Annotated in this window: 17 protein-coding genes; 10 read left to right on the top strand and 7 right to left on the bottom strand. The window is 53.1% G+C overall.

Annotated features, from left to right (window positions below):
* Positions 1-169: 169 nt before the first annotated feature.
* A complete protein-coding gene (locus tag G7064_RS16015; RefSeq protein ID WP_166074372.1) occupies positions 170-514 on the top strand; it encodes a hypothetical protein in 345 nt (114 codons plus the stop codon).
* A gap of 339 nt (positions 515-853) precedes the next feature.
* Here G7064_RS16015 and G7064_RS16010 read toward each other — a convergent pair whose 3' ends face one another.
* On the bottom strand, positions 854-1,558 hold the full coding sequence (locus G7064_RS16010; RefSeq protein ID WP_205711130.1) for a helix-turn-helix domain-containing protein: 705 nt from the start codon (positions 1,556-1,558) through the stop codon (positions 854-856).
* Positions 1,559-1,792: 234 nt separating this feature from the next.
* Between G7064_RS16010 and G7064_RS16005 the strand changes: the two genes are divergently transcribed.
* From G7064_RS16005 to G7064_RS15970, 8 genes are all read left to right on the top strand, one after another.
* The gene (locus G7064_RS16005; protein WP_166074370.1) at positions 1,793-2,362 is read left to right on the top strand and encodes a sugar O-acetyltransferase; all 570 of its coding nucleotides are present in this window, start codon (positions 1,793-1,795) and stop codon (positions 2,360-2,362) included.
* A 222-nt stretch (positions 2,363-2,584) separates the two neighbouring features.
* Positions 2,585-3,043: a cyclophilin-like fold protein gene (locus tag G7064_RS16000; RefSeq protein ID WP_166074369.1), complete on the top strand. Its 459-nt coding sequence runs from the start codon at positions 2,585-2,587 to the stop codon at positions 3,041-3,043.
* Positions 3,044-3,122: 79 nt separating this feature from the next.
* On the top strand, positions 3,123-3,620 hold the full coding sequence (locus tag G7064_RS15995) for a cupin domain-containing protein (protein WP_166074368.1): 498 nt from the start codon (positions 3,123-3,125) through the stop codon (positions 3,618-3,620).
* 90 nt (positions 3,621-3,710) lie between these two features.
* Positions 3,711-4,874, top strand: a complete 1,164-nt coding sequence (locus tag G7064_RS15990; protein WP_166074367.1) for an aldo/keto reductase — start codon at positions 3,711-3,713, stop codon at positions 4,872-4,874.
* Positions 4,875-4,930: 56 nt separating this feature from the next.
* Entirely contained in the window at positions 4,931-6,100 is a 1,170-nt protein-coding gene (locus G7064_RS15985; RefSeq protein WP_166074366.1) for an NAD(P)-dependent alcohol dehydrogenase, read from the top strand.
* A 20-nt stretch (positions 6,101-6,120) separates the two neighbouring features.
* Positions 6,121-6,762, top strand: a complete 642-nt coding sequence (locus G7064_RS15980) for an SDR family oxidoreductase (protein WP_240935538.1) — start codon at positions 6,121-6,123, stop codon at positions 6,760-6,762.
* Between the two features lie 244 nt (positions 6,763-7,006).
* Positions 7,007-7,069, top strand: coding sequence for a hypothetical protein (locus G7064_RS23300; protein WP_410505555.1), 63 nt, complete (start codon positions 7,007-7,009; stop codon positions 7,067-7,069).
* A gap of 70 nt (positions 7,070-7,139) precedes the next feature.
* Complete coding sequence (locus G7064_RS15970; RefSeq protein WP_166074365.1) at positions 7,140-8,135, top strand: aldo/keto reductase; 996 nt, start codon at positions 7,140-7,142, stop codon at positions 8,133-8,135.
* A 625-nt stretch (positions 8,136-8,760) separates the two neighbouring features.
* On the opposite strand, the gene G7064_RS15965 is transcribed toward G7064_RS15970, so the two are convergent.
* The 6 genes from G7064_RS15965 to G7064_RS15940 all read right to left on the bottom strand — a co-directional run bounded on the left by G7064_RS15965 (position 8,761) and on the right by G7064_RS15940 (position 20,110).
* Entirely contained in the window at positions 8,761-11,511 is a 2,751-nt protein-coding gene (locus G7064_RS15965; protein WP_240935537.1) for a glycoside hydrolase family 2 TIM barrel-domain containing protein, read from the bottom strand.
* Complete coding sequence (locus G7064_RS15960) at positions 11,508-13,970, bottom strand: glycoside hydrolase family 2 TIM barrel-domain containing protein (RefSeq protein ID WP_205711128.1); 2,463 nt, start codon at positions 13,968-13,970, stop codon at positions 11,508-11,510. The genes G7064_RS15965 and G7064_RS15960 overlap by 4 nt, the downstream gene beginning before the upstream one ends.
* A gap of 177 nt (positions 13,971-14,147) precedes the next feature.
* Entirely contained in the window at positions 14,148-15,341 is a 1,194-nt protein-coding gene (locus G7064_RS15955) for a glycoside hydrolase family 88 protein (protein ID WP_166074364.1), read from the bottom strand.
* A 232-nt stretch (positions 15,342-15,573) separates the two neighbouring features.
* On the bottom strand, positions 15,574-16,026 hold the full coding sequence (locus G7064_RS15950; RefSeq protein WP_166074363.1) for a RagB/SusD family nutrient uptake outer membrane protein: 453 nt from the start codon (positions 16,024-16,026) through the stop codon (positions 15,574-15,576).
* Positions 16,023-16,994 (bottom strand): RagB/SusD family nutrient uptake outer membrane protein, encoded by a 972-nt coding sequence (locus tag G7064_RS15945; protein WP_166074362.1) that lies wholly within the window; start codon positions 16,992-16,994, stop codon positions 16,023-16,025. Before G7064_RS15945 ends, G7064_RS15950 begins: the two co-directional genes overlap by 4 nt.
* 26 nt (positions 16,995-17,020) lie before the next feature.
* Positions 17,021-20,110 (bottom strand): SusC/RagA family TonB-linked outer membrane protein, encoded by a 3,090-nt coding sequence (locus G7064_RS15940; protein WP_166074361.1) that lies wholly within the window; start codon positions 20,108-20,110, stop codon positions 17,021-17,023.
* A gap of 305 nt (positions 20,111-20,415) precedes the next feature.
* On the opposite strand from G7064_RS15940, the gene G7064_RS15935 reads away from it, so the two are divergent.
* Positions 20,416-21,435, top strand: coding sequence for a LacI family DNA-binding transcriptional regulator (locus G7064_RS15935; RefSeq protein WP_166074359.1), 1,020 nt, complete (start codon positions 20,416-20,418; stop codon positions 21,433-21,435).
* The last annotated feature ends 134 nt before the right edge of the window (positions 21,436-21,569 follow it).

The following is a 21,569-nucleotide window of genomic DNA, read 5'->3' as shown; positions in this document are numbered from 1 at the left end:
ATGTAAAGGGACAGCATTTAGGAATAGAATGCAGCTATGACAGCAAGTTGTACCCGTCACAGTACTATTATTAGCCCTTAGTATTTTGCTCTTTGCCCAGGTGCACGCCGAGTGAGTACCTTGGCCGCTCATCGCGCCTTCAATCTGTCTTTCTACTATGTATCGGTGTTTGACCTTCTTTGCGCGGGTGTGCAATAAGCTAGGGGCGCGGGAGCCGGTTGAGTCAGCCATTATGTTGCTGACGGCCGTCCAAATAACGCTGGGAATAGTCGGGATTGGTATCCTGAAAATAGTCTATGGCTACGTGACAGGAAAAACGGTCTTTCTAATGGCGGGCGCACTGCTCGTTGGGTTCAATCTGTGGTACCTGAGTGAGAAAGCATCCACCGTCATTGGCACTAGGTATCGCGAGCCGGTCAGCGGCGGGCAAGTGCTACTCGGTATTGCCTTGTATTTCTTGTTTACCGTCGGGCTATTATGCTCCTTGATCCCGTTGGCTGCGTGGTTGCGCTAAGAGTAAAGCACCCCAGTTCACCTTGCCTTGTTCGAGAATGGCCATTATGTTAAGCGGAGGGAACAAATCCTTGCTTCTTGTTGCCTGGACGTTGGAAATCGTTGCTCCAACATTACTGAAGTCCGTTGCAAAGTACTAGGGGTGCGCTTGATGACTTGTCCCTTCACTTTCTTTTTCCAGCGTTCGTGAAGTAGTCTCTAACCCTCACTTACAACGTTACCTTGATTTCTTTACCGGTTTTTTGGCCTTCAGTAGAGGCAGTTTTAAAGGCTACTGCGCCTAATTAGGAGAGAAGAAAAGCGGTCGTTTCGTTTACTTTACTTGTTTATAGTTTTCCCTCTAGCCCAATCGGCTTCGGTACTCACTCGGTGTAGCACCCAACAACTTTTTCACATAGCGGGTAAAAAACGAACGGCTGCTAAATTCCATCTCATTGGCAATCTCAGAAATATTCAGGTTTCTGTTTTGCAAGAGAAGAATGATGCGCTCCCTAGCGAAACGTTGAATCCATTCTGAGGCGGTGACACCAGATGCCTTTTTACAAATCTGGCTGAGGTATTTGGAAGTGATGTTCAACTGATCGCTGTAAAACTGCACTTCCCGTTCAGTCAAGCAATGCTCCTGTGCCAACTGCATGAATCGCTCATATAAGGTTCCGGTTTGCAGGGTGTGCTTCCGTCTTTCATACTCGTTGGCGAAGAGGTGCCACATATCGAGAATAAACAGTTGCATCTGCAAGTTCAGGGCTTCGTGGTAAAAGCGATGATCAGTTTCCGTCGCACGGTCACGCAGCCACTTGAAGCTCGAAAGGATTTTTTGCCGATCATTTTTGCCGTGCAGTGTTTTGACCGGATAAACCCTAGAATGCAAGAGGGCATTAATACTCCAACCCTGGTCAGGCATATTGGTGTTCAAAAAATCTTTTTCCACCAGCAATACGGTTGCCTTAAAGCTTTTCGAAAGCTGCAAACCTGAAAGTCTGCTCTCGGCAAACCAAAACAAAAATTGTCCTCGCTCGCATTCCATCAGCTGATCGTTGAACATAAACCTGATGCTTCCGCGATGACAGAATAAGTGGGTATGGTAAAGCCTTTCGAATTGATCGGGAAAGTGCTCCTTATCAGATATCACTAGTAAAATGACTTTCGGCAGTGCTTCCTGTGGCATTGTATAGAGTTCTACTGCTACTATAAGTGATATTTGACATTATTGCCGAATAATGTGTAATAAATGAGAATTGACGCCCTCTTAACTTTGTAGGTATCAATCTAATACAGCATGCACAGTTCAGATAAAGATATTTTTGAACGATTGAGACAAGGTGAAACAATCAGCCCGAATGATTCGCAGAGTGGCCGATTGCGTGAAGCATCCTTTGCTACGATGGAATGGGTTCAAAGAATGAATAATTCCAGCAACCCGGATGAGATCAGAAGTCTTTTAAGTCAGATCACTGAAAGTGAAATCGATGCATCAACGGCTGTATTTCCACCCTTATACATCAATTACGGTAAGAACACCAAAATCGGGAAGAAGGTATTCATCAACTTTGGCTGCACCTTTTTAGACTTGGGGGGCATTACCATTGAGGATAATGTGCAATTGGCGCCCGGTGTGAAACTGCTTTCAGAAAGCCATCCGCTATCCTCCAGAGACAGGCAGTCGCTCGTTCCAAAACCCGTTCACATCAAGCGAAACGTTTGGATAGGCGCGGCCGCCACCATCTTACCTGGGGTCACCATCGGAGAAAACGCCATCGTGGCTGCGGGGGCAATAGTGTCAAGGGATGTTCCGGCCAACACTATAGTTGGCGGCATACCCGCCAAAATACTGAAGTTCATAGAATAGGCACACAGCAGCCGAGCCTACAGTACTGATGGCCATTCCAAATGGCAGCTATATCAATTTGTAGGACAGGCTGGAGTCAATCTTGGTTGATAAAACAACGGTATTCTGGAGAGAGAATCCGGCTTCGGGGCGATTTCACTGAAAACAGCCTCAAAACGGACGTATTGAATCAGCATCTCCGTCTTGTGCTCCAGAAACCCCACTGCCTACATCAGTTTCCCTATGAAAATAGCCCCTCTTTTCTTTCTACTGCTCCTCAGCTTAAATCTATCTGCCTGTACGGGCAATCAGAAAGAGTTTGTGGAGCCAGACACCCCAACTAGTGGGAATATGAACCTAAGGATAACAATTGGCCAGCGCGTATTTACGGCTACGCTCGATGACAATGCCACCGTCACGGCTTTTACCGCGAAGCTGCCGATGACCCTTACCATGGTGGAATTGAACGGAAACGAAAAGTACGTTGACCTACCGGACAATCTGCCAACCAATGCATCCAATCCCGGTACCATCCAAACAGGTAATTTGATGCTATATGGTGCGAGCACCCTGGTGCTTTTCTACAAAGGATTTTCCACCTCCTACAGGTACACTAGGCTAGGACGCATCCATGACGCTAACGGGCTTGCTGCCGCCTTGGGTGCCGGAAATGCCACGGTAACCTATGAACTGGCGCAATGAAGCGGACCGGTTAAGCTTTACGGGCCAGGCTATTCTGAAGGTGTAAACCATACCTACGCCATACCCCAAATGAGATTGTATGAAGCAGCATAGCGCGATCAAAGTAACAGTGGCAGCCCTGGGAGTGGTGCTGTTCTTGAGTCATTGTCAACAGCAACAAACGGGGACTACCTCACCGGAAGAGCGGCCGGCCATCTTCCCCAAAGGGGAACTGGGACCGGCGGAAAACTTTACGGGCCAAGCCTGGAATACAGGCCTGGTTCCCAATGATTCTGTGTTTAATACGGTGGTGGGCAATGTCTATTTTGAGCCGGGGGCCAGAAGTAATTGGCACAGGCATCCGGCCGGGCAAATCCTGGTGATCACCGACGGGGAGGGATACCACCAGCTAAAGGGCCAGCCCCGTCAAACCCTCAAAAAAGGGGACGTGGTGAAATGCCCGCCCAATGTAACCCATTGGCATGGGGCTAGCCCGGCGAAGGGCATGCAGCAACTGTACATTATCCCGAATACCGAAAAAGGCATTGTGGAATGGCTGGAACCCGTGACCAATGAAGAATATCGCGAGTCGAAATAAGTCACTGTAGACCGTGTCATGTAGAACTAAGGGGTATGAAGGAGCCGCTTGATAGTTAGACATTTTTATTCCACCAAAATATACGGAGCGATGGAGAAGAATAGTGGTAAGCAGTGGGAGCATAATAGCACAGATTCTGTACGGCGAAGAGACTTTTTAAAAACAGCAACGGTGCTGGGTATAGGGGCGATTGCTGCCGGACCGGTTAGTAGTTATGCCAGCGCTTCCCTGGAAAGCGAAAAGAGAAAACCCATCGGTACCATTTTAACTAAAAAGCGGGTTTTAGGCGCAAAGAAGAATCCGCTTAAAGTGTCGGCCATTCAGTTGGGCTGTATGGGTATGCATACTGGTCGTGGTATCCATCCGGATCATAAGAGCATGGTCAAGCTAATCAGGGAGGCGGCCGAACGGGGCTGCGACTTTTTCGATACCGCTGAAGTTTATGGGCCCTATATAAACGAAGAATTGGTTGGCGAAGCCCTGGCGCCCATCCGCAACCAAGTGGCCATCTCCACTAAGTTTGGGTTTGATATTGAGGGTACAAAGGGCTTAAACAGCCGGCCAGAGCATATTCGCAAGGTTGTAGAGCAATCACTCAAGCGCCTCAAAACGGACCGCATTGACCTCATCTATCAGCACAGGGTGGATCCCAACGTACCAATCGAAGATGTTGCCGGTGCTGTGAAGGATCTGATTAAGGAAGGCAAAGTGCTGCACTTTGGGCTGAGTGAAGCAAAAGCGGAAACCATCAGAAAGGCACATGCCGTCTGCCCTGTTACGGCAGTGCAAAGTGAGTATTCCTTGATGACCCGGCTGCCCGAAGATTTCATCTTTTCCACTTTACAGGAACTGGAGATAGGATTTGTGGCCTATAGTCCGCTTTGCCGCGGTTTATTAGGCGGAAACCTAACCGAATATTCCGACTTGAAAACCAATGACATTCGGGGTGCATGGCCGCGCTTTCAACCGGAGGCAATAAAATCAAACATTCGGCTTGTCGAGGCGCTCAATGAGTTTGGTAAGACAAGAGGCCTGACTTCCTCTCAACTATGCATCGCGTGGATGCTGTCAAAGTATCCTTTTATTGTCCCCTTGCCTGGCACAACCAAGCTCTCGCATCTGGAGGAAGATTTACGCGCTGCTGACTTCGTCCTAACCGCAGCCGAGATCAAGGAGATTGAAAGCAAAATTGAGAAAATAGGGGTTGTTGGCGACCGCTACGACGCGTTGCAACAGTCGCGGGTAGAATATTAACCAGTCACCTAGCTGGCTGCAGAAATAGCAGTGATATATACCTGTAAAAAAATTCTATGAAAGAGAATAATCAACCATCCAGAAGAAAGTTCATTCAACAAACGTCATTGGCCACGGCAGGAGTATTGTTGGCGAGCCCCTTACCAATTTTCTCCCAAACAGCTGTTGCAAAAAACATTAGATCTAGAGGTTACGCTGCTAAAGACGCTTCAGGAAAACTGGTCCCTTGGGAATTTGAACGCAGGCCGGTCGGCGACAATGACATTCTTATTGATATCAAGTTTGCCAGTATCTGCCATTCCGATATTCATCAGATGAAGGGCGACTGGGGTGCACAGCCATACCCGCAGGTTCCCGGTCATGAAATCGCAGGCATTGTGAGAGCTGTTGGCAAGAAGGTCTCGAAGTTTAAAGTGGGCGACCGGGCTGGTGTTGGCTGCATGGTAGACAGCTGCCTGCAATGCGAAAGCTGCAAGCATGGGGAGGAGCAGTTTTGCGACAATGGTGCTACCGTCTTCACCTATGGCTATCCTGATAAAACGTCGCCTTCCGGTATCTCACAAGGCGGCTATTCCAACAACATTGTTGTGCGGGATCATTTTGCCGTTCATATCCCCGACCATATTTCCCTGGAGCAGGCGGCACCCTTGTTGTGTGCCGGAATCACGACCTACTCCCCGTTGATGAATGCAGGCTTTAAACCTGGCGACAAGATTGGGGTGGCGGGTATTGGCGGGCTGGGCCATTTAGCGGTGAAACTGGCAGTGGCGAAAGGTGCGGAGGTGTATGCCTTCACGACATCGCCTGATAAAGTGAAGGATGTTCGTGGGTTTGGTGCCAAGGAAGTGGTAGTGGTAGATGACGTGGCTAAGCTGAAGCCTTATAAAGGAAAGCTCGACTACCTGATCTCTACCATCCCGGCGCAATTTGATGTGGCTGCCTATGCCTCGGCGCTGAAACGGGGGGGCTTTTTTACCCAAGTAGGTATGCCAGTTGGCTTCAATCTAACGCTGAGCACTATCGGGTTGGCCAATACACATGTCAATTTCAACGCTTCCTTAATAGGGGGCATGCCTGAAACCCAACAGGTGGTAGACTATTGCGCAGACAACAAAGTCTATCCGCAGATACAAATCATAAATGCCAAGCAGATCAATGATGCCTGGACGAAGGTGCTCAATAAAGAAGCCCGTTACCGGTATGTGATTGATGCGGCAACTATCTAAGCATCAAACAAAATCAAAAAATGGAAAATAACATTAAAGGTAAAGTTGTAGTAATTACAGGAGCAAGCAGTAGTATGGGCGAAGCGGCAGCGAAGCACTTGTCAGCCCTTGGGGCAACGGTTGTGCTAGGCGCAAGAAGAGCTGACAGGATTGAAACGCTGGCACAGGAGATACAGGACAATGGTGGACAAGCGCTTGCCTTCGCGGTGGATGTCACGCAGCGGGATCAGGTAAAAGGCTTGGTAGATGCGGCCTTTGTGCAATTCGGGCGGGTAGATGTTATTCTAAATAATGCGGGTATCATGCCCTTGTCGCCCATGGACCGTCTAAATGTGGAGGAGTGGGATACGATGATAGATGTAAATATCAAAGGAGTGCTTCATGGTATTGCCGCCGTTCTGCCCTATATGAAAGACCAGAAGTCTGGTCAGATCATCAATACTTCTTCTGTAGCGGGCCACAAAGTGTTTACTGGCTCTGCCGTTTATTCTGCTACTAAATATGCGGTCCGTGCCTTAACAGAAGGCTTACGGATGGAGGTGAAGCCCTATAATATCCGTACAACCATCGTTTGCCCCGGCGCAGTAAAAACAGAGCTGCTGGAACATATCACGGAGGCCGACATCCAACACAAGCAAACAAAGAGTATGTGGGAGCAGTAGGAATTAGCCCGGACAGTTTTGCCCGGGTGGTTGCTTTCGCCATTAGCCAGCCAGAGGACGTAGATATTAACGAGGTCATCTTTCGTCCAACATCCCAGGAACTTTAAAATAAACTGTATGGGGCGATATGCTTCTAAGAAGTAGCATACTCATCGGATACAGGAAACGGCAGGCCATGGAATAGCTACACTAGGCTGGCCGGATTCGGGCCATCGGGGTCAGCAATTTCCCGCTTGACCGCGTGATGGACCTGCTGCACCATACAGTAGCCCCAACTGTCAACCAGATTGAGACGCATGCTTTCTAGCCGCGGGTCGAAGACCAGCAATTCCTGCAGCAGCACGTTCAATTCTTTATACTCTTTACGAATCACGGATATGCAACAACGCACATTAGGCACTAACGGATTGCAGGTATCGGCTCTCGGCCTAGGCTGCATGGGCATGAGCTTTGGCTACGGCCAGGCCCCCAACCAGCAAGAAATGATTCAGCTGATTCGGGCCGCCGTGGAGCAGGGCGTGACCTTTTTCGACACGGCGGAGGTGTATGGCCCCTGGGTTAACGAAGAGCTGGTAGGCGAAGCCCTGCAGCCCGTACGGGACCAAGTGGTCATCGCCACCAAGTTTGGCTTTGACATTGACCAAGTCACCGGCCAGAACCGTGGGGGCCTCAACAGCCAGCCTGCCCACATCCGGCAAGTAGTGGAAAATTCGCTTAAGCGCCTGCGTACCGACCGCATCGACCTGCTTTACCAACACCGCGTCGACCCGAATGTGCCCATGGAGGACGTGGCCGGGGCAGTCAAAGACTTGATTCAGGAAGGCAAGGTGCGGCACTTTGGCTTGAGCGAGGCCGGCATGGAGGCCATCCGGCGCGCCCATGCCGTGCAGCCGGTGGCGGCCCTGCAGAGCGAGTATTCGTTGTGGTGGCGCGAGCCGGAACAGGAAATCCTGCCTACGCTGGAAGAACTAGGCATTGGCTTCGTACCCTTCAGTCCGCTGGGCAAGGGTTTTCTGACGGGTAAGATTGATGAGCATACGGAATTTGATAAGACGGACTTCCGCAACACGGTGCCGCGCTTCTCGACCGAAGCCCGTCAGGCCAACCAGGCCCTAGTGGACCTGCTGGTCCGCGTGGCCCAGGAGAAGCAGGTGACACCGGCCCAGATTGCGCTGGCTTGGCTGCTGGCCCAAAAGCCCTGGATTGCGCCCATCCCCGGCACCACCAAGCGGTACCGCCTCGAAGAAAACCTCGGGGCCGTTGAGCTGGAGCTGACGACCGACGACTTGGAGGAAATTGAGCAGGCCGCTGCGCGCATCCCCGTGCAGGGTGCCCGTTACGCCGAGGCCCAACAGAAAATGATAAACCGCTAAGCGGGGGCATTTTTTTCAACTTTCAACCAGTAATGCGCCACCCCTTCTCCCGCAGAACATTGCAGGTAAGATAGTTGTCAGCAGCGGCCTGGGCTTCGAATAGGCGTCTTACTTCAACATCTCTTTCAAGAAGTACGAGGGCCTGCCGCCCCTGGCTTTTCGCGAGGCGGTTTGAGGAATGGAAGGGAAGCAGCTACCCGTTTACCTGTTGTACCGAACTTTTAACCATGGCAATTTCCCGGTTGTGTGCCTTTGCCCGCTATGTTAGATGGGGCCACCTGGCTGCTTGAGAACCATTAAGCGAGTGGGTACCACTTGGTCAATCAAGATTCTCCCGACGAGGCTGACTCGTTTCGCAGCGCCTGTGAGTACTTACTGGACCTCAGCTCAGTTCCGCCAAGCGGAACGGTATTAACCGATACCTAGTGCTCCTACGGCTCAAGCCTCATGTGCAGCAGCTAAGCGAGTCCGAGAATAAGTACTATGACCTGACCGTGTTCAACTATCTAAATTCCCAGTAATATCCAGTAGGGTTAGGTCGTCAGGATGAAGGGATGGCTTTATTTTTACAGGAAAGCAGAATAACGCGCTTCGAGTCACTAAAAGTACCGCTGCATTTATTGGCTTAATACAGCCGCTTTATTTGAATACCATTGAGCATGGCTTCGCCTTGCTGGGCTTTGAAATCAACGCGTATGCCCTGCTTTGCTCGCGCCGATGCAGTTACCTTGAAGCTAACCGCTTGCAAGGGTAGCAGGTAGGTTTTGGCACTGAGTTCAGGCAGCACTTCCTGGCCGTTAACCAAGACAGAAAAGGCTCGCTCCTGCTTAGATGAGGCATTTCCGTTGGTACCGGGGCCGGCTAAGTTGTACACCAGCTGCTCGCCCTGCGGCACGGCTTCCAGCTCGGCAAAATGCAGGACTACTTCATACTCACCGTCGGGCACGTCGGCGCGAAACTGGGTGAGGCCGAGGCGCTGGGTTTCGTAGATGGCATCGTACTCGGTGCCCAGAATGTTGCGGTCGGAGCCGTAGGGCACGCGGTTGCCGGCTTGCTTGTAGATTTTGCCCCCCACGTAGCCCCAGCTGCCCGGCGTGTAGGCTTGCTCCGGCACCCATACTTGGTGCAGGCGGTCATCGGTGAAGGTGCGCTTATCGCCCAGGCTCACGTTCAGTTCGGTGAAGGGCAGCTGCGCCGACGCCAGGTTTGGGCTCAGCAATTGAAAGTTGATATCAATCTGGTCAGAGACAACTTGCCCGGCTATCTGAGCTCGTAATTGGTTGACTCCATTACTGAATGGCACCTGAAAGCGAGCCACCCCAAACTCGGTCGGTTGCGTGCCTAGGTCGCGGCCGTTGAGCAGAAGCTGCACGGCGGGCTGGTTGGTGTACACTTCCACGGGCTGCCGACAGTAGAGTGAATCGGAAGTGGCAGCGGTGCCGGCCCGTAGCGTCCAGCCCCGGGAGCCGATTTTCACGAAGGGCGTTTTGAGCAAATGCGCCTGATAAAACAGGTAGGAATCCTTGGGCTGTCGGTCGCCGGTGAGCAGGCTTTTGTTGTTGATATGCGGCACGGCTTCCTGCCGCGTTTCCGAGTTGAACTCCGCCAGATTCCAGACGTTGCTGCCCGCCACGAAGGGTCGTTCCAGAATGGCTTTCAGGTAGACTTGATGGAACAGATTGGCGTACTCCGACGTCTTGTCGAAGCGCTGGGGCTGGAAGGAATGCAGGCGCACGTCGGAATCGGCACCGTACTCGGTCACTAGCAAGGGCTTGGTGGGCAGCTCGCGATGGTGCATATCCAGGAACTGCGCAAAACCCGACAAGTCGCCGGAATACCAACCGCTATACAAGTTCCAGCCTGCGAGCTGTGCAATGGCGGGCAGGCCGGCTTGCTGGTAAAGCTTGAAATCGCCGTGGTTGACGATCATCGTGTAGCGCGCGGGATCTTCGCGGCGCGTTAACGCTTCGAGCTGGCGGGCCAGTTCGGCTACTTTGGTCAGGTAGGCACGCCCGGGCTCGTTGTCCCGCTTGATGCCTTCGGGTAGGCGCAGCAGCACCTCGTTCATGTAGGTCCAGATGATGACGCTCGGGTGGTTGAAGCCTTGGCGAATCATCTCCGTTTGCATAGTGCGACAGTTAGCGAAAAAGGCTTCTGAGTCGGTAATGGCGTTGACGATGGGAATTTCTACCGAAGCCAGAATGCCCAGCCGGTCGCAGGCCTGAAGCACGGCCGGGTCCTGCGGGTAGTGCGACACGCGCAGAAAATTGCCCCCCAGCTGCTTGATCAGCTCTACATCCCGCTCGTGCAGGGCATCAGGCAAGGCGTTGCCCAAGCCCGGAAAGTCCTGGTGACGGTTGGTGCCGATAAGCTTCAGGTGCTTGCCATTGAGGAAAAACCCCTCGGCGGCATCAAACCGATACCACCGCAGCCCTACCGGATTGCTTACTTCATCGAGGGGGGCTTTTTTCTTTACATCCAACACCTGCGACACGGCTCGGTACAGATACGGCTTGTCCGGCGACCAGAGCTGGGGCTGGCGCACGGGCGGCAGCTTCTGCTGAAACGGCCGCTTCTCCCCTGCTTTCAGCGTAAGGCTGGTTTGCCGCTTACTTACTACTTGGCTGTTTTGGTCGAGCAGTTGGGTAAGCACTGTCACCTTGCGTGCCTCCCCCGACGCATTCGTGAGGGCGCCGCTCACTACCACCTCCGCCGCCTTGTTCGATACGGCCGGCGTGGTGATGAAAGTGCCATTGGAGGCATGGTTATCGAGGTCAAAGTGTACAGGGTCAGCGGCTACCAGGTACACGTCGCGGTAAATGCCCCCGTAGAAAGTGAAGTCGGCGGAGAGGGGCGGAATATCCGCGTTGTGGCGGTTGGTGAGCTTTACCAGCACCTCATTGGCGGCCAGCCCAGTACCGGTGAACTTCAAATATTGGCTAATGGGAAAGCTGAAGGCCGTGTAGCCCCCGGCATGCCGACCCACCAACTGCCCATTCACAAAGACTTCCGCTTCCTGGTTGGCTCCCTCGAAGTATACATACACGCGGCGGCGCTGCCAATCGGCGGGTATGTGCAGCGTCTTTTTGTACCAGCCCACGCCGCGATAATGGCCCGGCTCATCGTCGAGCACATCGGCGGCGTTCCAGGTATGCGGCAATGATATCTTTTCCCAGCCGGAAGCCGGCGCCACACTGCTGGCGAATTCCTGCCCCTCAGCTTTGCTAAACAGCCAGTTCGCATTGATGGATTGCACCACGCGCTGGGCCTGCGTCGGCATGACCAGCAACGTCAACAGCAGGGCTAGCAGCAGCTCATGCGCTGCGGTATTTTGCTTGTAAAAAAGCCCCCCAACCGACTTCGAATTCTTCCTCATAATGTCAGCAGCACGGTTTCCAAGTCCGGCGACTGAGCAGATACGGTGGTCTTGCCGGCTTGGGCTTCGAGCCGAATGATGGCCCTTCCGTTGTAGGCTTGCACCTTGCTGGAGCCACTGCTGGTGCCTAAATCATCGTGCAGCTTGCCCGCGCCGGCCAGGGAGAAATGCACCCAATTGGCCGCGTCCAGGCACTGCACGCCCTGGGCGTCGAATAGCTTGGCTTCGACCGTGGTTAAGCCATTGGCTTCACTTATTTTTTCTAGGGTCAGGCGGGTTGGTTTGCCCCACTTCTGGGTTTGGTAGCGGAAGCTGATTTCGTCCTGCACCGTCTGCTTGCCCTGGCGCGCCACCACTTTCACCTGATTCTGGCCCGCTACAAACGGTACGGTCCAGTGCAGGCCAGCGGCGGGAAAATCCTGGCTGTTGCGCTTTTTTACGCCGTAGCTTTTGCCGTTCACAAGCAGCTCGGCCTGCTCGCAGTTGGAGTACACTTTTACCATTTTCTGCTCGCCTTCATTGCCCCACCGAACGGGCCAGCTGTGCCCGTAAATGTGCACCATCGGCTTGGTGGTCCAGTACGATTGGAACACGTAGTAGGCCTCTTTTTTAGTAAAATCGCGCTCTACCACGCCCTTCTGGTTCATGTAGGGCACGGGGTTATCGGGGCGGACGGGCGTGGAGAAATCCTTGAAGGGCCAGTAGGCGGTGCCGCTGAGCCAGGGCATGGTTTCCTGCTCTTTCAGGTGCCAATCGACGAGGTTGCAGAGGTAAGATTCGCTCCAGTCGCCATCTTTTGAGACGCGGGCGCTGCCACCAAACAGGGACGCGTCGCCGGCGCGTTCGTCGGCCCGCTGGGCGCTGCTGATTTTGGCCAGAGCATTATCGGGGTTTTCGGAGTGGCGACCAGCGTGGCTGTCGCCGCCCCATTCCACGTGCAGAAAGCGTTTTACACCCTGAAACTCTTTCTCGCTAACTTCTTTGTAATCAGTGTACACGCCGCGGTACCAGCCAGCCCAGATGGAGGGCGAGTACACGTCTACGATGTCTTTGCAGAAGTCGCAGCGGCGGATGGCGGTATAACGGGCCGGGTCGAGCTGGTGAGACAGCGCGTTTAGCTCCTTCATGTAAGTCCGAATCTTTTCCTTGTCGAACTCCGGAAAATCGCCGGGCCAGTCGTTTTCGTTGCCCAACCCCCAAATGATGACCGACGGGTGGTTGTAGTGCTGCTGAATCATGTTGGTGAGCATGCGGCGGCCCTGCTCCTGGTAGATTTTGCCCCCCAGCCCACCCCGACACCACGGAATCTCCTCCCACACCACGATGCCGAGGCTGTCGCACTGCTGCAGCACAATGCGCGACTGCTGGTAATGCCCCAGCCGAATAAAGTTGACGCCCATTTCCTTCATCATCCGCATTTCCTGCCGGATCATGGGCTCAGTCATGGCGGCAGCTACGCCCGCGTGATCTTCGTGGCGGTGAGTGCCACGCAACAGCAGGCGCTGGCCATTTAATTTGAACGGCCCTTTCTCCACAAACTCGATGTGCCGAAATCCAATTTTCTCGGTTTGCACAAAGGTGTCGGCGCCAGATTTTACGGTCACTTGCACCGTGTACAGCTGCGGTTTCTCCGGCGACCAAAGCTGCGGGGTTTTCAGTTGAAACGTGTGCAAATCTTGCTCGCCCGCTTTTACCGCATAGTTTGCCTGGTGCTTGCCAACCTGCTTGCCTTTGGGGTCCAGCACGCGCACCTGTACCTGGGTTTCACCACCCTGCGCGGGTTCTTGAAACGCAGCTTTGATGCTCAGCCGGCCCTGTTTGCCGGTCGGGTCAACTTCCGCTTTGGCCATCACCCGCTCCAGCGAAATAGCGGGTACGTGCACCATGTTCAGGTAGCGATAAAGCCCCCCATAGAGGTTGAAGTCCGATAAATCGGAAGGCATCATCTCCAGGTCGCGCGAGTTGTCGCTGCGGATGGAGAGTGGAATTTTGCCTTTGAATTGCTTTTGGAAGGCTTCCGTTTTCTGGAAGTCGGCAACGGCTTGGGTGATATCGATTGTCCACTCGTCGTAGCCGCCCACGTGGCTGCCTACTTTGGTGGTGTTGATATAGACCTCGGTTTTCTGGCCGGCGCCCTCAAAATGGAGCAGTGTGCGGCCGTTGGTATACGGGTTCTGCACCTCAAGCTGCGTGCGGTACCAGCCGGGTCCCTGGTAATAGTTTACATCTGGATTGACGGCATCGCGAGCGTTGAAGCAGTGCGGTAGCGTTACTTTCTCCCACAGCGGCACGCTTTCCGGATTGCCGGCTCCCACGGGCCGCACGGCCTCCCACACGCCACCAAGGTCTTGTTTTACGAACTCCCAGTTTTCAGTCAGACGGGTACTTTTTTGGGCGGAAGCAAATTTGCCCCCCAACAGGAAAATCAGAAGTAGTACAGTGAGTTTGACGACTTTCACAGGCTAATGGTTAATGCGTATTCATTCAGTTCTCACTGAGCTACAAATTGCTTCGTGTTTACTCAAATAAGGCGGTCATGCAGAGCAGCGCGAAGCATCTCGCGGGCTGATGCAGGATTACTACTCTTGGTAAACACGCGAGATGCTTCGGCTCCGCCTCTGCATGACGTTCTAGGCTTACTGAAGCGCCAATGTCGTGTAGTTTTTGTGGCGCCACAGGGCTTCCAGGAAGTAATAATCGGCGTACACCAGCGGCACATCAATTTCCGATTTAGAAGGCTTGTTGCCGGTGGAGTGCTTCAGCAGGAAAAAGTTATTTGTGCCGGCCGCGGCTAGGTATTGCGGCGTGCAAAGGCTGCTGAGCATCGCTGTGGCAGACCCATAATATTTCTTCGGGCTCTTAGCATACTTGCTCAGCTCCAGCAACCCCGAGGCAGCCACGGCGGCGGCCGATGCGTCGCGGGGCGAGTTGGGAATGGCGGGATCGTTGAAATCCCAGTAGGGAATGTGGTCGGGAATCCTGTTGGTTTGCTTGATGAAATAGTCGGCGGCGTTTTGGGCAGCGGTGAGGTACTGCTTGTTGCCGGTGAAGCGGTAGAGCATGGTGTAGCCGTAAATCGCCCAGGCTTGGCCCCGCGCCCAGCAGGAGTTATCGGCAATGCCCTGGTGGGTCATCTGCTTGCGCAGTTTGCCGGTGGCCGGGTCGAAATCGAGGACGTGGAAGGTGCTGTGGTCCTTACGAAACCGGTATTTCAGATCGGTATTGGCGTGTGTTTTGGCGATGCGCGCCAAGGTTGTGTCGCCGCCGAGCTTAGCCGCCGACAGCAGCATTTCCAGGTTCATCAAATTATCGACGATAACCGGATACGTGAATGGCGCAAAATCCCAGGAGCGAATGGCGCCGACCGTCGGGTTGAAGCGGCGCCCCAGCGTGGCCGAGGCCTGCAACACTACCTCCTTGTACTTCGGATTCTGCGTGAGAGCGTAGCCCTGACCAAAGGAGTTATTGATAATGAAGCCCAGGTCGTGCGTGCTGGTCGTATTCTTCTCCGCCTCCAAGGTTTCGGTCCAGGCGGCGGCGCGGCGGCGCCAGCTTTCCTTATTGGTAAGCCGGGCCATATACCACAGGTTGCCGGCAAAAAACCCGCTGGTCCAGTTGCGAGAGGATGTGAGCAGAATCGTACCATCCTCTTTGCTGCTGCGTGGATATTTCGTGCTATCGGGGTATTGACTGAAATAGCCCGTATACTGCTTCTCAGCCAACGCAAGTACTTGCTCCACCGGAATAGCAGTGGCTTTTTGGGCAAAACCTGCCTGGCTCACTAGTATTAATGCGAAGAGAGAAAAAAGGGCTTTGTGCAGTACTCCCATTACTTCAGGTTAAGAATGAGTCCGTAAAAGGCGGCGCGAATGCTGCGTAACAAACGGCTGATGGCATATGGAGCGCTCGAAAATTGCCCCCCAGCCAAGTAACTAGCGGCTGGGGGGCAATTTCTGATAGTCGGCGTGTGGACGTGTTTTTCCGGCAGCATTTGCAGATACAACCGCACGCTCACTACGCATTCGTGACTACCAAAAAAGCCCCCGCCGTAGTTTTTGAAGGCTAGAAGCCGGGATTCTGCGTGAGGTTGGGATTTAGCAACACTTCGCTCTGCGGAATCGGAAATAGCAGGTAGTTGTCGCTGATGGTGCGGTTGAAGGTGGCTTGCTGTACCGGCTTCAGGCGGTTGAGCCGAATCAGGTCGTAGCGGCGGTGGCCTTCGTTGCACAGTTCCCAAGCACGCTCCCGCACCAGCAAATCCACAAATGCATCTTTGGTAGTGGCCGTGAGCGGCAGCGGCGCCAGGCCCGCCCGTACGCGCACCCGGTTGATGCCTTCGTACTTGGCCGCGTTACCCGCATTCAGGTTGTTATACGCCTCCGACTGCATCAGCAGCACGTCGGCGAAGCGGGTAATCAGCCAGTTCACGCGCGAGTCGTTACCGATGCGGCGGTCGTCGCGGAATTTGTTGAAGTAATACTGAGGCAGCACGGTGGTGCCGGCGCGGTTGCTCACGTTCCACTCTTTGCGTACATCGGTAGCCGCGTAGGAGTTGACAAAAGCATTCGCAACCGTGAAGGAGGCAAACCCACCCAGCAGCGCGGGATAATTCTGCCGCACGATAATGTTGCCCACGTTGGGGGCAAATCGAACTGCACGGAGAGAATATGCTCCGGGCCGTTTTCCCGATCTGGCAAGAATACGTCGCCGTACACTGGCGACAGACTATACGTATTGGAAGAAATTATGCGGTTGCAGGCTTCCAGCGCACTTTGGTTGTCCGTGCCTTGGGCAAACGCCGTGCTGGCGCGCGTCAGGTATACTTTGGCCAGCATAGCCGAGGCCGCGCCCGTGGAAATGCGGCCTTTGCTGGCGGCCGGAATTTGGTTTTCGGGCAGGCAATTAGTTTCGGCAAACTTCAGATCGTCGATAATCTGCTGGTATATCTGCTCCTGGGGCGTGCGCGAAGGCCGTAAATCATCATTGGGGCCAGCCACGGGGGTCAAAATCAACGGCACATCGCCAAAGCTGCGCACCAACTCAAAATACCCCAGAGCCCGCAGGAAGCGCGCGTTGCCGATGATATTGTTTTTGCGCGCCTCATCCATGTTGATGGGGGGCGTTTTTTGAATCACATCATTGGCCCGGCTGATCATCCGGTAGGTGTTGATCCACCAGAAAGCAATTTCGCCGTTGTTGGCGGTGTAGGTGTAGCGGCTCAGCTCGGCGCGGTCGCCGGTGGCGGCGCCCACCACTTCCATGTATTCGCCGGGCAGCTCCGTCACCAGCCACACGGTGCGGCCATAGTGCGTTTGGGCTTGCATGGTGCTAAAAACGCCGTTTAGGGCCGCAGTGGCGTCGCCTTCGTTTTGATAAAAGTTGCTGCTCGTCAGGAAGTCGTAGGGCTTTTCTTCCAGAAATTTCTCGCAGGAGGAGAACAAACCAAGTGAACAGATGCCCAGGAGAATAATCTTCTTTTTCATGTCAGTACCGATTATTACCTAGTTGATTAAAAGCCAATCCGCACACCGGCAATGAAGGTCCGGGTGGTGGGAAATGCGTTATAGTCCGTGTTTTGGCTCAAAGGCGAGTTGTTGGGGTTGCTGCGGTCGCCAAACGAGTTCACCTCCGGGTCGAAGCCCGAGTAATCCGTAATCGTAATCAGATTATGACCCGTCACGTAGATGCTCGCAGATTTTACGGTGGCGCTGATACCCTGTGGCACGGGCACTTGGAAGGAAATGGTAGCGGTTTTGAGGCGCACAAAGCTGCCATCTTCTATCACGTCGCTTGTGATGCCCGTATTGCGTCGCACTACGCTGTTGGCTTTCGGGATGGTGTTGCTGGTGCCGGGGCCAGTCCAGCGGTCGACAACCGTTTTCAGCTTATTAGGAGCTACAAACCCCGACTCCAACTCGTAGCGGTTCAGGTTCAGAATATCGGAGCCTTCTACGCCTTGAATAAAGAAGTTCAGGCTAACTGGCCCCAGGGTGAAGTTGTTGGTGACGCCGTAAATAAACTTAGGTTGGGCCTGCCCGATGATGGTCCGGTCGTTACCGTCAATTCTGTTATCGCCGTTCAGGTCGGCGTAGCGCGGGTCGCCGGGTCGCACGCTGGTGGTGATGCCGCTGGCCGTAATTTCTTCAGGCGTCTGCCAGATTCCCTGAAACACGTAGCCGTAAAATGCGCCAATTGGCTCTCCTACGCGCAGCACACTCGTCGCGCCTGTGGCGCCTGGGAAGATGCTGGTGCTGGACTGACCCACAAACCGCTCCCGCTCCCCGTTCAGGTCGAGCACTTCATTGCGGTTGAGCGACAGGTTCAGGTTGGTATTCCAGGAGAATGCTTTGGTATCAAAATTCACCGTATTCAAAGAAAACTCAAAGCCTTTGTTCTGCACGCTGCCGGCATTTTGCAGAATGTTGGAGAAGCCCGAGGTCTGCGGGATCGACACTTGCAGCAGCAGATCCGTAGTTTTCTTGTAGTAATAGTCTGCCGTTACAGTTATTCGGTTTTTCAGGAAAGCCAAGTCAATGCCCACATCGGTAGAAGCCGTTGACTCCCAGCTCAGATTCGGATTGGGAATATTAGACGCCGTCAGACCAACTAAGCGGGTAGTGCCCGCGGTGTACGCGTTCAAGCCATAGCGCCCCACCGACTGATACGAGCCGATTTCCTGGTTGCCGGTAATGCCGTAGCTGGCGCGCAGCTTCAGGTCGCTGAAAGCAGTCAGGTTCTCCATGAAGCGCTCATCAATAACCCGGTACGCCACGGCCGCCGATGGGAAATATCCCCATTTATTGTCTTCTCCGAAACGCGACGAGCCGTCGGCGCGCATGGTAAAGGTGAACAGGTATTTCTCGAACAGGCGGTAGTTGACGCGGCCAAAATAAGACGCCAGCGTATTCTGGTTTTTTCCGGATGAAGGCGTCAGCACATTGGCACCAATACCAATGTTGTCGCTACCTAAGGCGTTCGTAAAAAAGTTGTTTGCCGAGGCGCTATAGTTACCGTTTACAAATTGCTGCGACGTAAGACCCACCACCACATTCAGCGCATTATTCTCGTTTAGCGCCCGGTCGAAGGTCAGCGTGTTTTCATTCAGCCAGCTATAATTACTGTTCGACGCTTTCGTTGCCGAGCCATTGGTATTTTGTCCTACAAACACCGTGGAGGGAATAAACTGGTCGCGCTGGTTGCCAAACACATCAACGCCGCCGGAAATGCGCAGCTTCAAACCCTTCAGAATTTCATACTCGCCGGCCACATTAATTAAGCCCCGCGTGATAGTTGCCTCGTCCTTGGCCAGGTCGGCGTAGGCAACGGGGTTGCCCCCAATTTCCACGTAGGGAATTGGCTGGTTTTGTAAGGTGTAGTTGCCATCCGCATCGCGCACGGTTTGCGTGGGGCTAAAGCGCAGAGCGTCCAGCACCACGCCGCCAAGGCTGCCCCCGTTGCTATTCACGGTCGTGCGCTGCTGCTGTGTCCGGGAAATCTGGCTGGTGAAGTTGAGGTTGATTTTATTACTAACCTTCTTATCTAGGTTCAGCCGAATAGATCCGCGCTTAAAGCCCGAGTTCTGAATAATACCGTCCTGATCGAAATAGTTGAAGCTCAAGTTGTAGCGCGTCTCCGCGTTGCCCCCATTAAAGCCAAGCTGGTAGTTGCTTATCCGGCCCTGGCGAAAAACCTCGTCCTGCCAGTTGGTGCCCTCCCCAAACTGATCTATCTGTTGCTGAGTAAAGGGTAAAGGCGTAGTCGTTCTATTTTCTAAGTTATTGAGCGTCTGGGCTTCATTCAGGTACGTAGCATACTCCGTGGCATTCATCAGCTCATACTGCTTCCGAATGTTGCTCACGCCGGTATATGCTTCAAAGCTGATGGTATTTGCGCCGGCCTTGCCTTTTTTAGTGGTGATAATTACGACGCCATTTGCCCCCCGGCTGCCATAAATGGCGGTGGCCGACGCATCTTTCAACACCTCAATCGACTCGATGTCGCTGGGGTTGATGGAGTTCAGGTCGCCGGCGCCCGGAAAGCCGTCAATCACGAACAGCGGCTCGTTGCCGGAGTTGATGGAATTGGTACCCCGAATCCGGATAGAAACGCTGCCGCCCGGCTCCGAATTCGTTTGCGTAACCTGCACGCCACTCACGCGACCTTGCAGTATCTGCTCCGGCCGCGTAATGGGTGTTTCGGCCACCTGCTCCGCCGATATGGAAGCGACGGAACCCGTTACATCCTGTTTGCGCTGGGTGCCGTAGCCTACTACCACTACATCATTCAGTTCCGTCGTTTTCTCCTTTAACTGGACTGAACCAACTGTAGAATTGCCCCCCACGCTCACTTCCGTCGACTCGAAGCCGATAAAGGAGAACACCAGCACCGGCGAGCTTTCAGTGGGCACCGACAGACTAAACTTTCCTTCGGGATCAGTGGAAGTACCCGTGGTAGTGCCTTTCACAACTACCGAGACTCCAGGGAGCGGCGCCTTATCGACGGCGCTCAGAACGGTGCCGGCCACCTGACGGGTTTGGGCATGTGCTGATAAGCTCGCGACCAGCGCCAAGAATATCAGCAAAAGAGTAGGTGTTCGCATGGGACGGTGGGCTTAGTGGAGAATTAGTATTGTAATCTCCGCAAACTCACTGGCTATCAATCATCGGGGGGCTTTTTTATTTACGTAAACGTTTACAGTGATTAATAAAAAACTCTCCGTTTAATTATCTAAGATTGGCAGAGAATCGGTTTTGGGATTTATCTCAGGCGCTAAATTCATTTATCAAAAATCAATTTAGCACCATAGGTGTCACCTCTGCGGCTTCTTTTACCTGCCAGTTTTGCCCCCAATGATCACATTAAAAACGAAATAATTCGTTTGCTCTCATTTTAATAATTTGATTGATGGAGCCGGTAAACCTGAAGCGACTTGCCCAAGAATTGAAACTTTCTGTGGCTACGGTATCCAGAGCTCTTAATAACAGTAAAAGCGCATCACAGGAGACCAAAGCCAGAGTATTGGCCATGGCCCAAAAGTTGAATTATGAGCCAAATCCACACGCCAGCAGCCTACGCCGACACAACAGCAAAACAATTGGAGTAATACTCCCGGAAGTAACAAACCCCTTTTTTTCCTTGGTAATAAATGGAATTGAGGAGGTTGCGCGCGACAATAATTACCACGTATTAATTTATCTAACGCATGATAATTATCAGCGTGAATTAGCAATTACCCGATTATTGGTTGGGGGGCGAATTGACGGGGTTTTGATATCGGTTGCTAGCACCAGTCAGAATTTTAATCATCTAGATTTACTAAGACAACGAAATATTCCAACTGTATTTTTCGATCGGGTGTATGACGGCCTCGACACGGCGCAGGTAACGACTGATAATTATGAAAGCAGCTACGCGGCAACTTGCCATCTTATTGATAACGGCTGCCGCACCATAGCTCACTTGGCAGTATCGAACAGCTTATCCATCGGGCGTACGCGCACGCAAGGCTACGTTGCCGCTCTACACGATAACAGTATTGCTTTCGATGATGAACTGATGCTACACGCACAAACCACTAAGCACCAGGATGTGACGATGATTCAAGGGTTATTGCAACGTAGACCGGATATCGACGGAATTTTCGCGTCGGTCGAAAGCCTAGCAATGAGTAGCTATGAAGCCTGCCAGAATCTGGGGCTGTCTATTATAACAGATATAAAAATCATAGCCTTCTCCAATCTCGAAATAGCCTCTTTTCTGAGTCCTCCCCTCACCACTATTACCCAGCCAGCCTACACTATGGGCCGAGAAGCCGCCCGGATTCTATTCGAAGCACTCCTTGAAAATACGCCGATTTTAGCCAGCCACAGCCTAGAGTTAAAATCAAAACTAATTGTCAGAAGCTCTACTTTGGCAGTAAGCTAAGGAGCTCGCGCAATTCGATTCTGAGTTGAAGGATTCGCTTAGAGTAGCAAGACGGACCCTGGATTGAGCACCAATGAATAGTGGGGGGCAAATTAGTGACGCCATACTGGCTTTAGGGCACATATCCGTTTGGG

Origin of the sequence: Hymenobacter sp. HDW8 (assembly GCF_011305775.1) — a bacterium.
GTDB classification, from domain to species: domain Bacteria; phylum Bacteroidota; class Bacteroidia; order Cytophagales; family Hymenobacteraceae; genus Hymenobacter; species Hymenobacter radiodurans.
Note: the sequence above shows the minus strand (reverse complement) of the source record. Positions and strands in the feature narration are given on the sequence as shown.

Bases quoted from the DNA above. Each gene is read 5' to 3' on its own strand.
- G7064_RS16010 (WP_205711130.1), bottom strand. From the start codon at position 1,558: ATGTTCAACGATCAGCTGATGGAATGCGAGCGAGGACAATTTTTGTTT.
- G7064_RS16005 (WP_166074370.1), top strand. From the start codon at position 1,793: ATGCACAGTTCAGATAAAGATATTTTTGAACGATTGAGACAAGGTGAA.
- G7064_RS16000 (WP_166074369.1), top strand. From the start codon at position 2,585: ATGAAAATAGCCCCTCTTTTCTTTCTACTGCTCCTCAGCTTAAATCTA.
- G7064_RS15995 (WP_166074368.1), top strand. From the start codon at position 3,123: ATGAAGCAGCATAGCGCGATCAAAGTAACAGTGGCAGCCCTGGGAGTG.
- G7064_RS15990 (WP_166074367.1), top strand. From the start codon at position 3,711: ATGGAGAAGAATAGTGGTAAGCAGTGGGAGCATAATAGCACAGATTCT.
- G7064_RS15985 (WP_166074366.1), top strand. From the start codon at position 4,931: ATGAAAGAGAATAATCAACCATCCAGAAGAAAGTTCATTCAACAAACG.
- G7064_RS15980 (WP_240935538.1), top strand. From the start codon at position 6,121: ATGGAAAATAACATTAAAGGTAAAGTTGTAGTAATTACAGGAGCAAGC.
- G7064_RS15970 (WP_166074365.1), top strand. From the start codon at position 7,140: ATGCAACAACGCACATTAGGCACTAACGGATTGCAGGTATCGGCTCTC.
- G7064_RS15965 (WP_240935537.1), bottom strand. From the start codon at position 11,511: ATGAGGAAGAATTCGAAGTCGGTTGGGGGGCTTTTTTACAAGCAAAAT.
- G7064_RS15955 (WP_166074364.1), bottom strand. From the start codon at position 15,341: ATGGGAGTACTGCACAAAGCCCTTTTTTCTCTCTTCGCATTAATACTA.
- G7064_RS15945 (WP_166074362.1), bottom strand. From the start codon at position 16,994: ATGAAAAAGAAGATTATTCTCCTGGGCATCTGTTCACTTGGTTTGTTC.
- G7064_RS15940 (WP_166074361.1), bottom strand. From the start codon at position 20,110: ATGCGAACACCTACTCTTTTGCTGATATTCTTGGCGCTGGTCGCGAGC.
- G7064_RS15935 (WP_166074359.1), top strand. From the start codon at position 20,416: ATGGAGCCGGTAAACCTGAAGCGACTTGCCCAAGAATTGAAACTTTCT.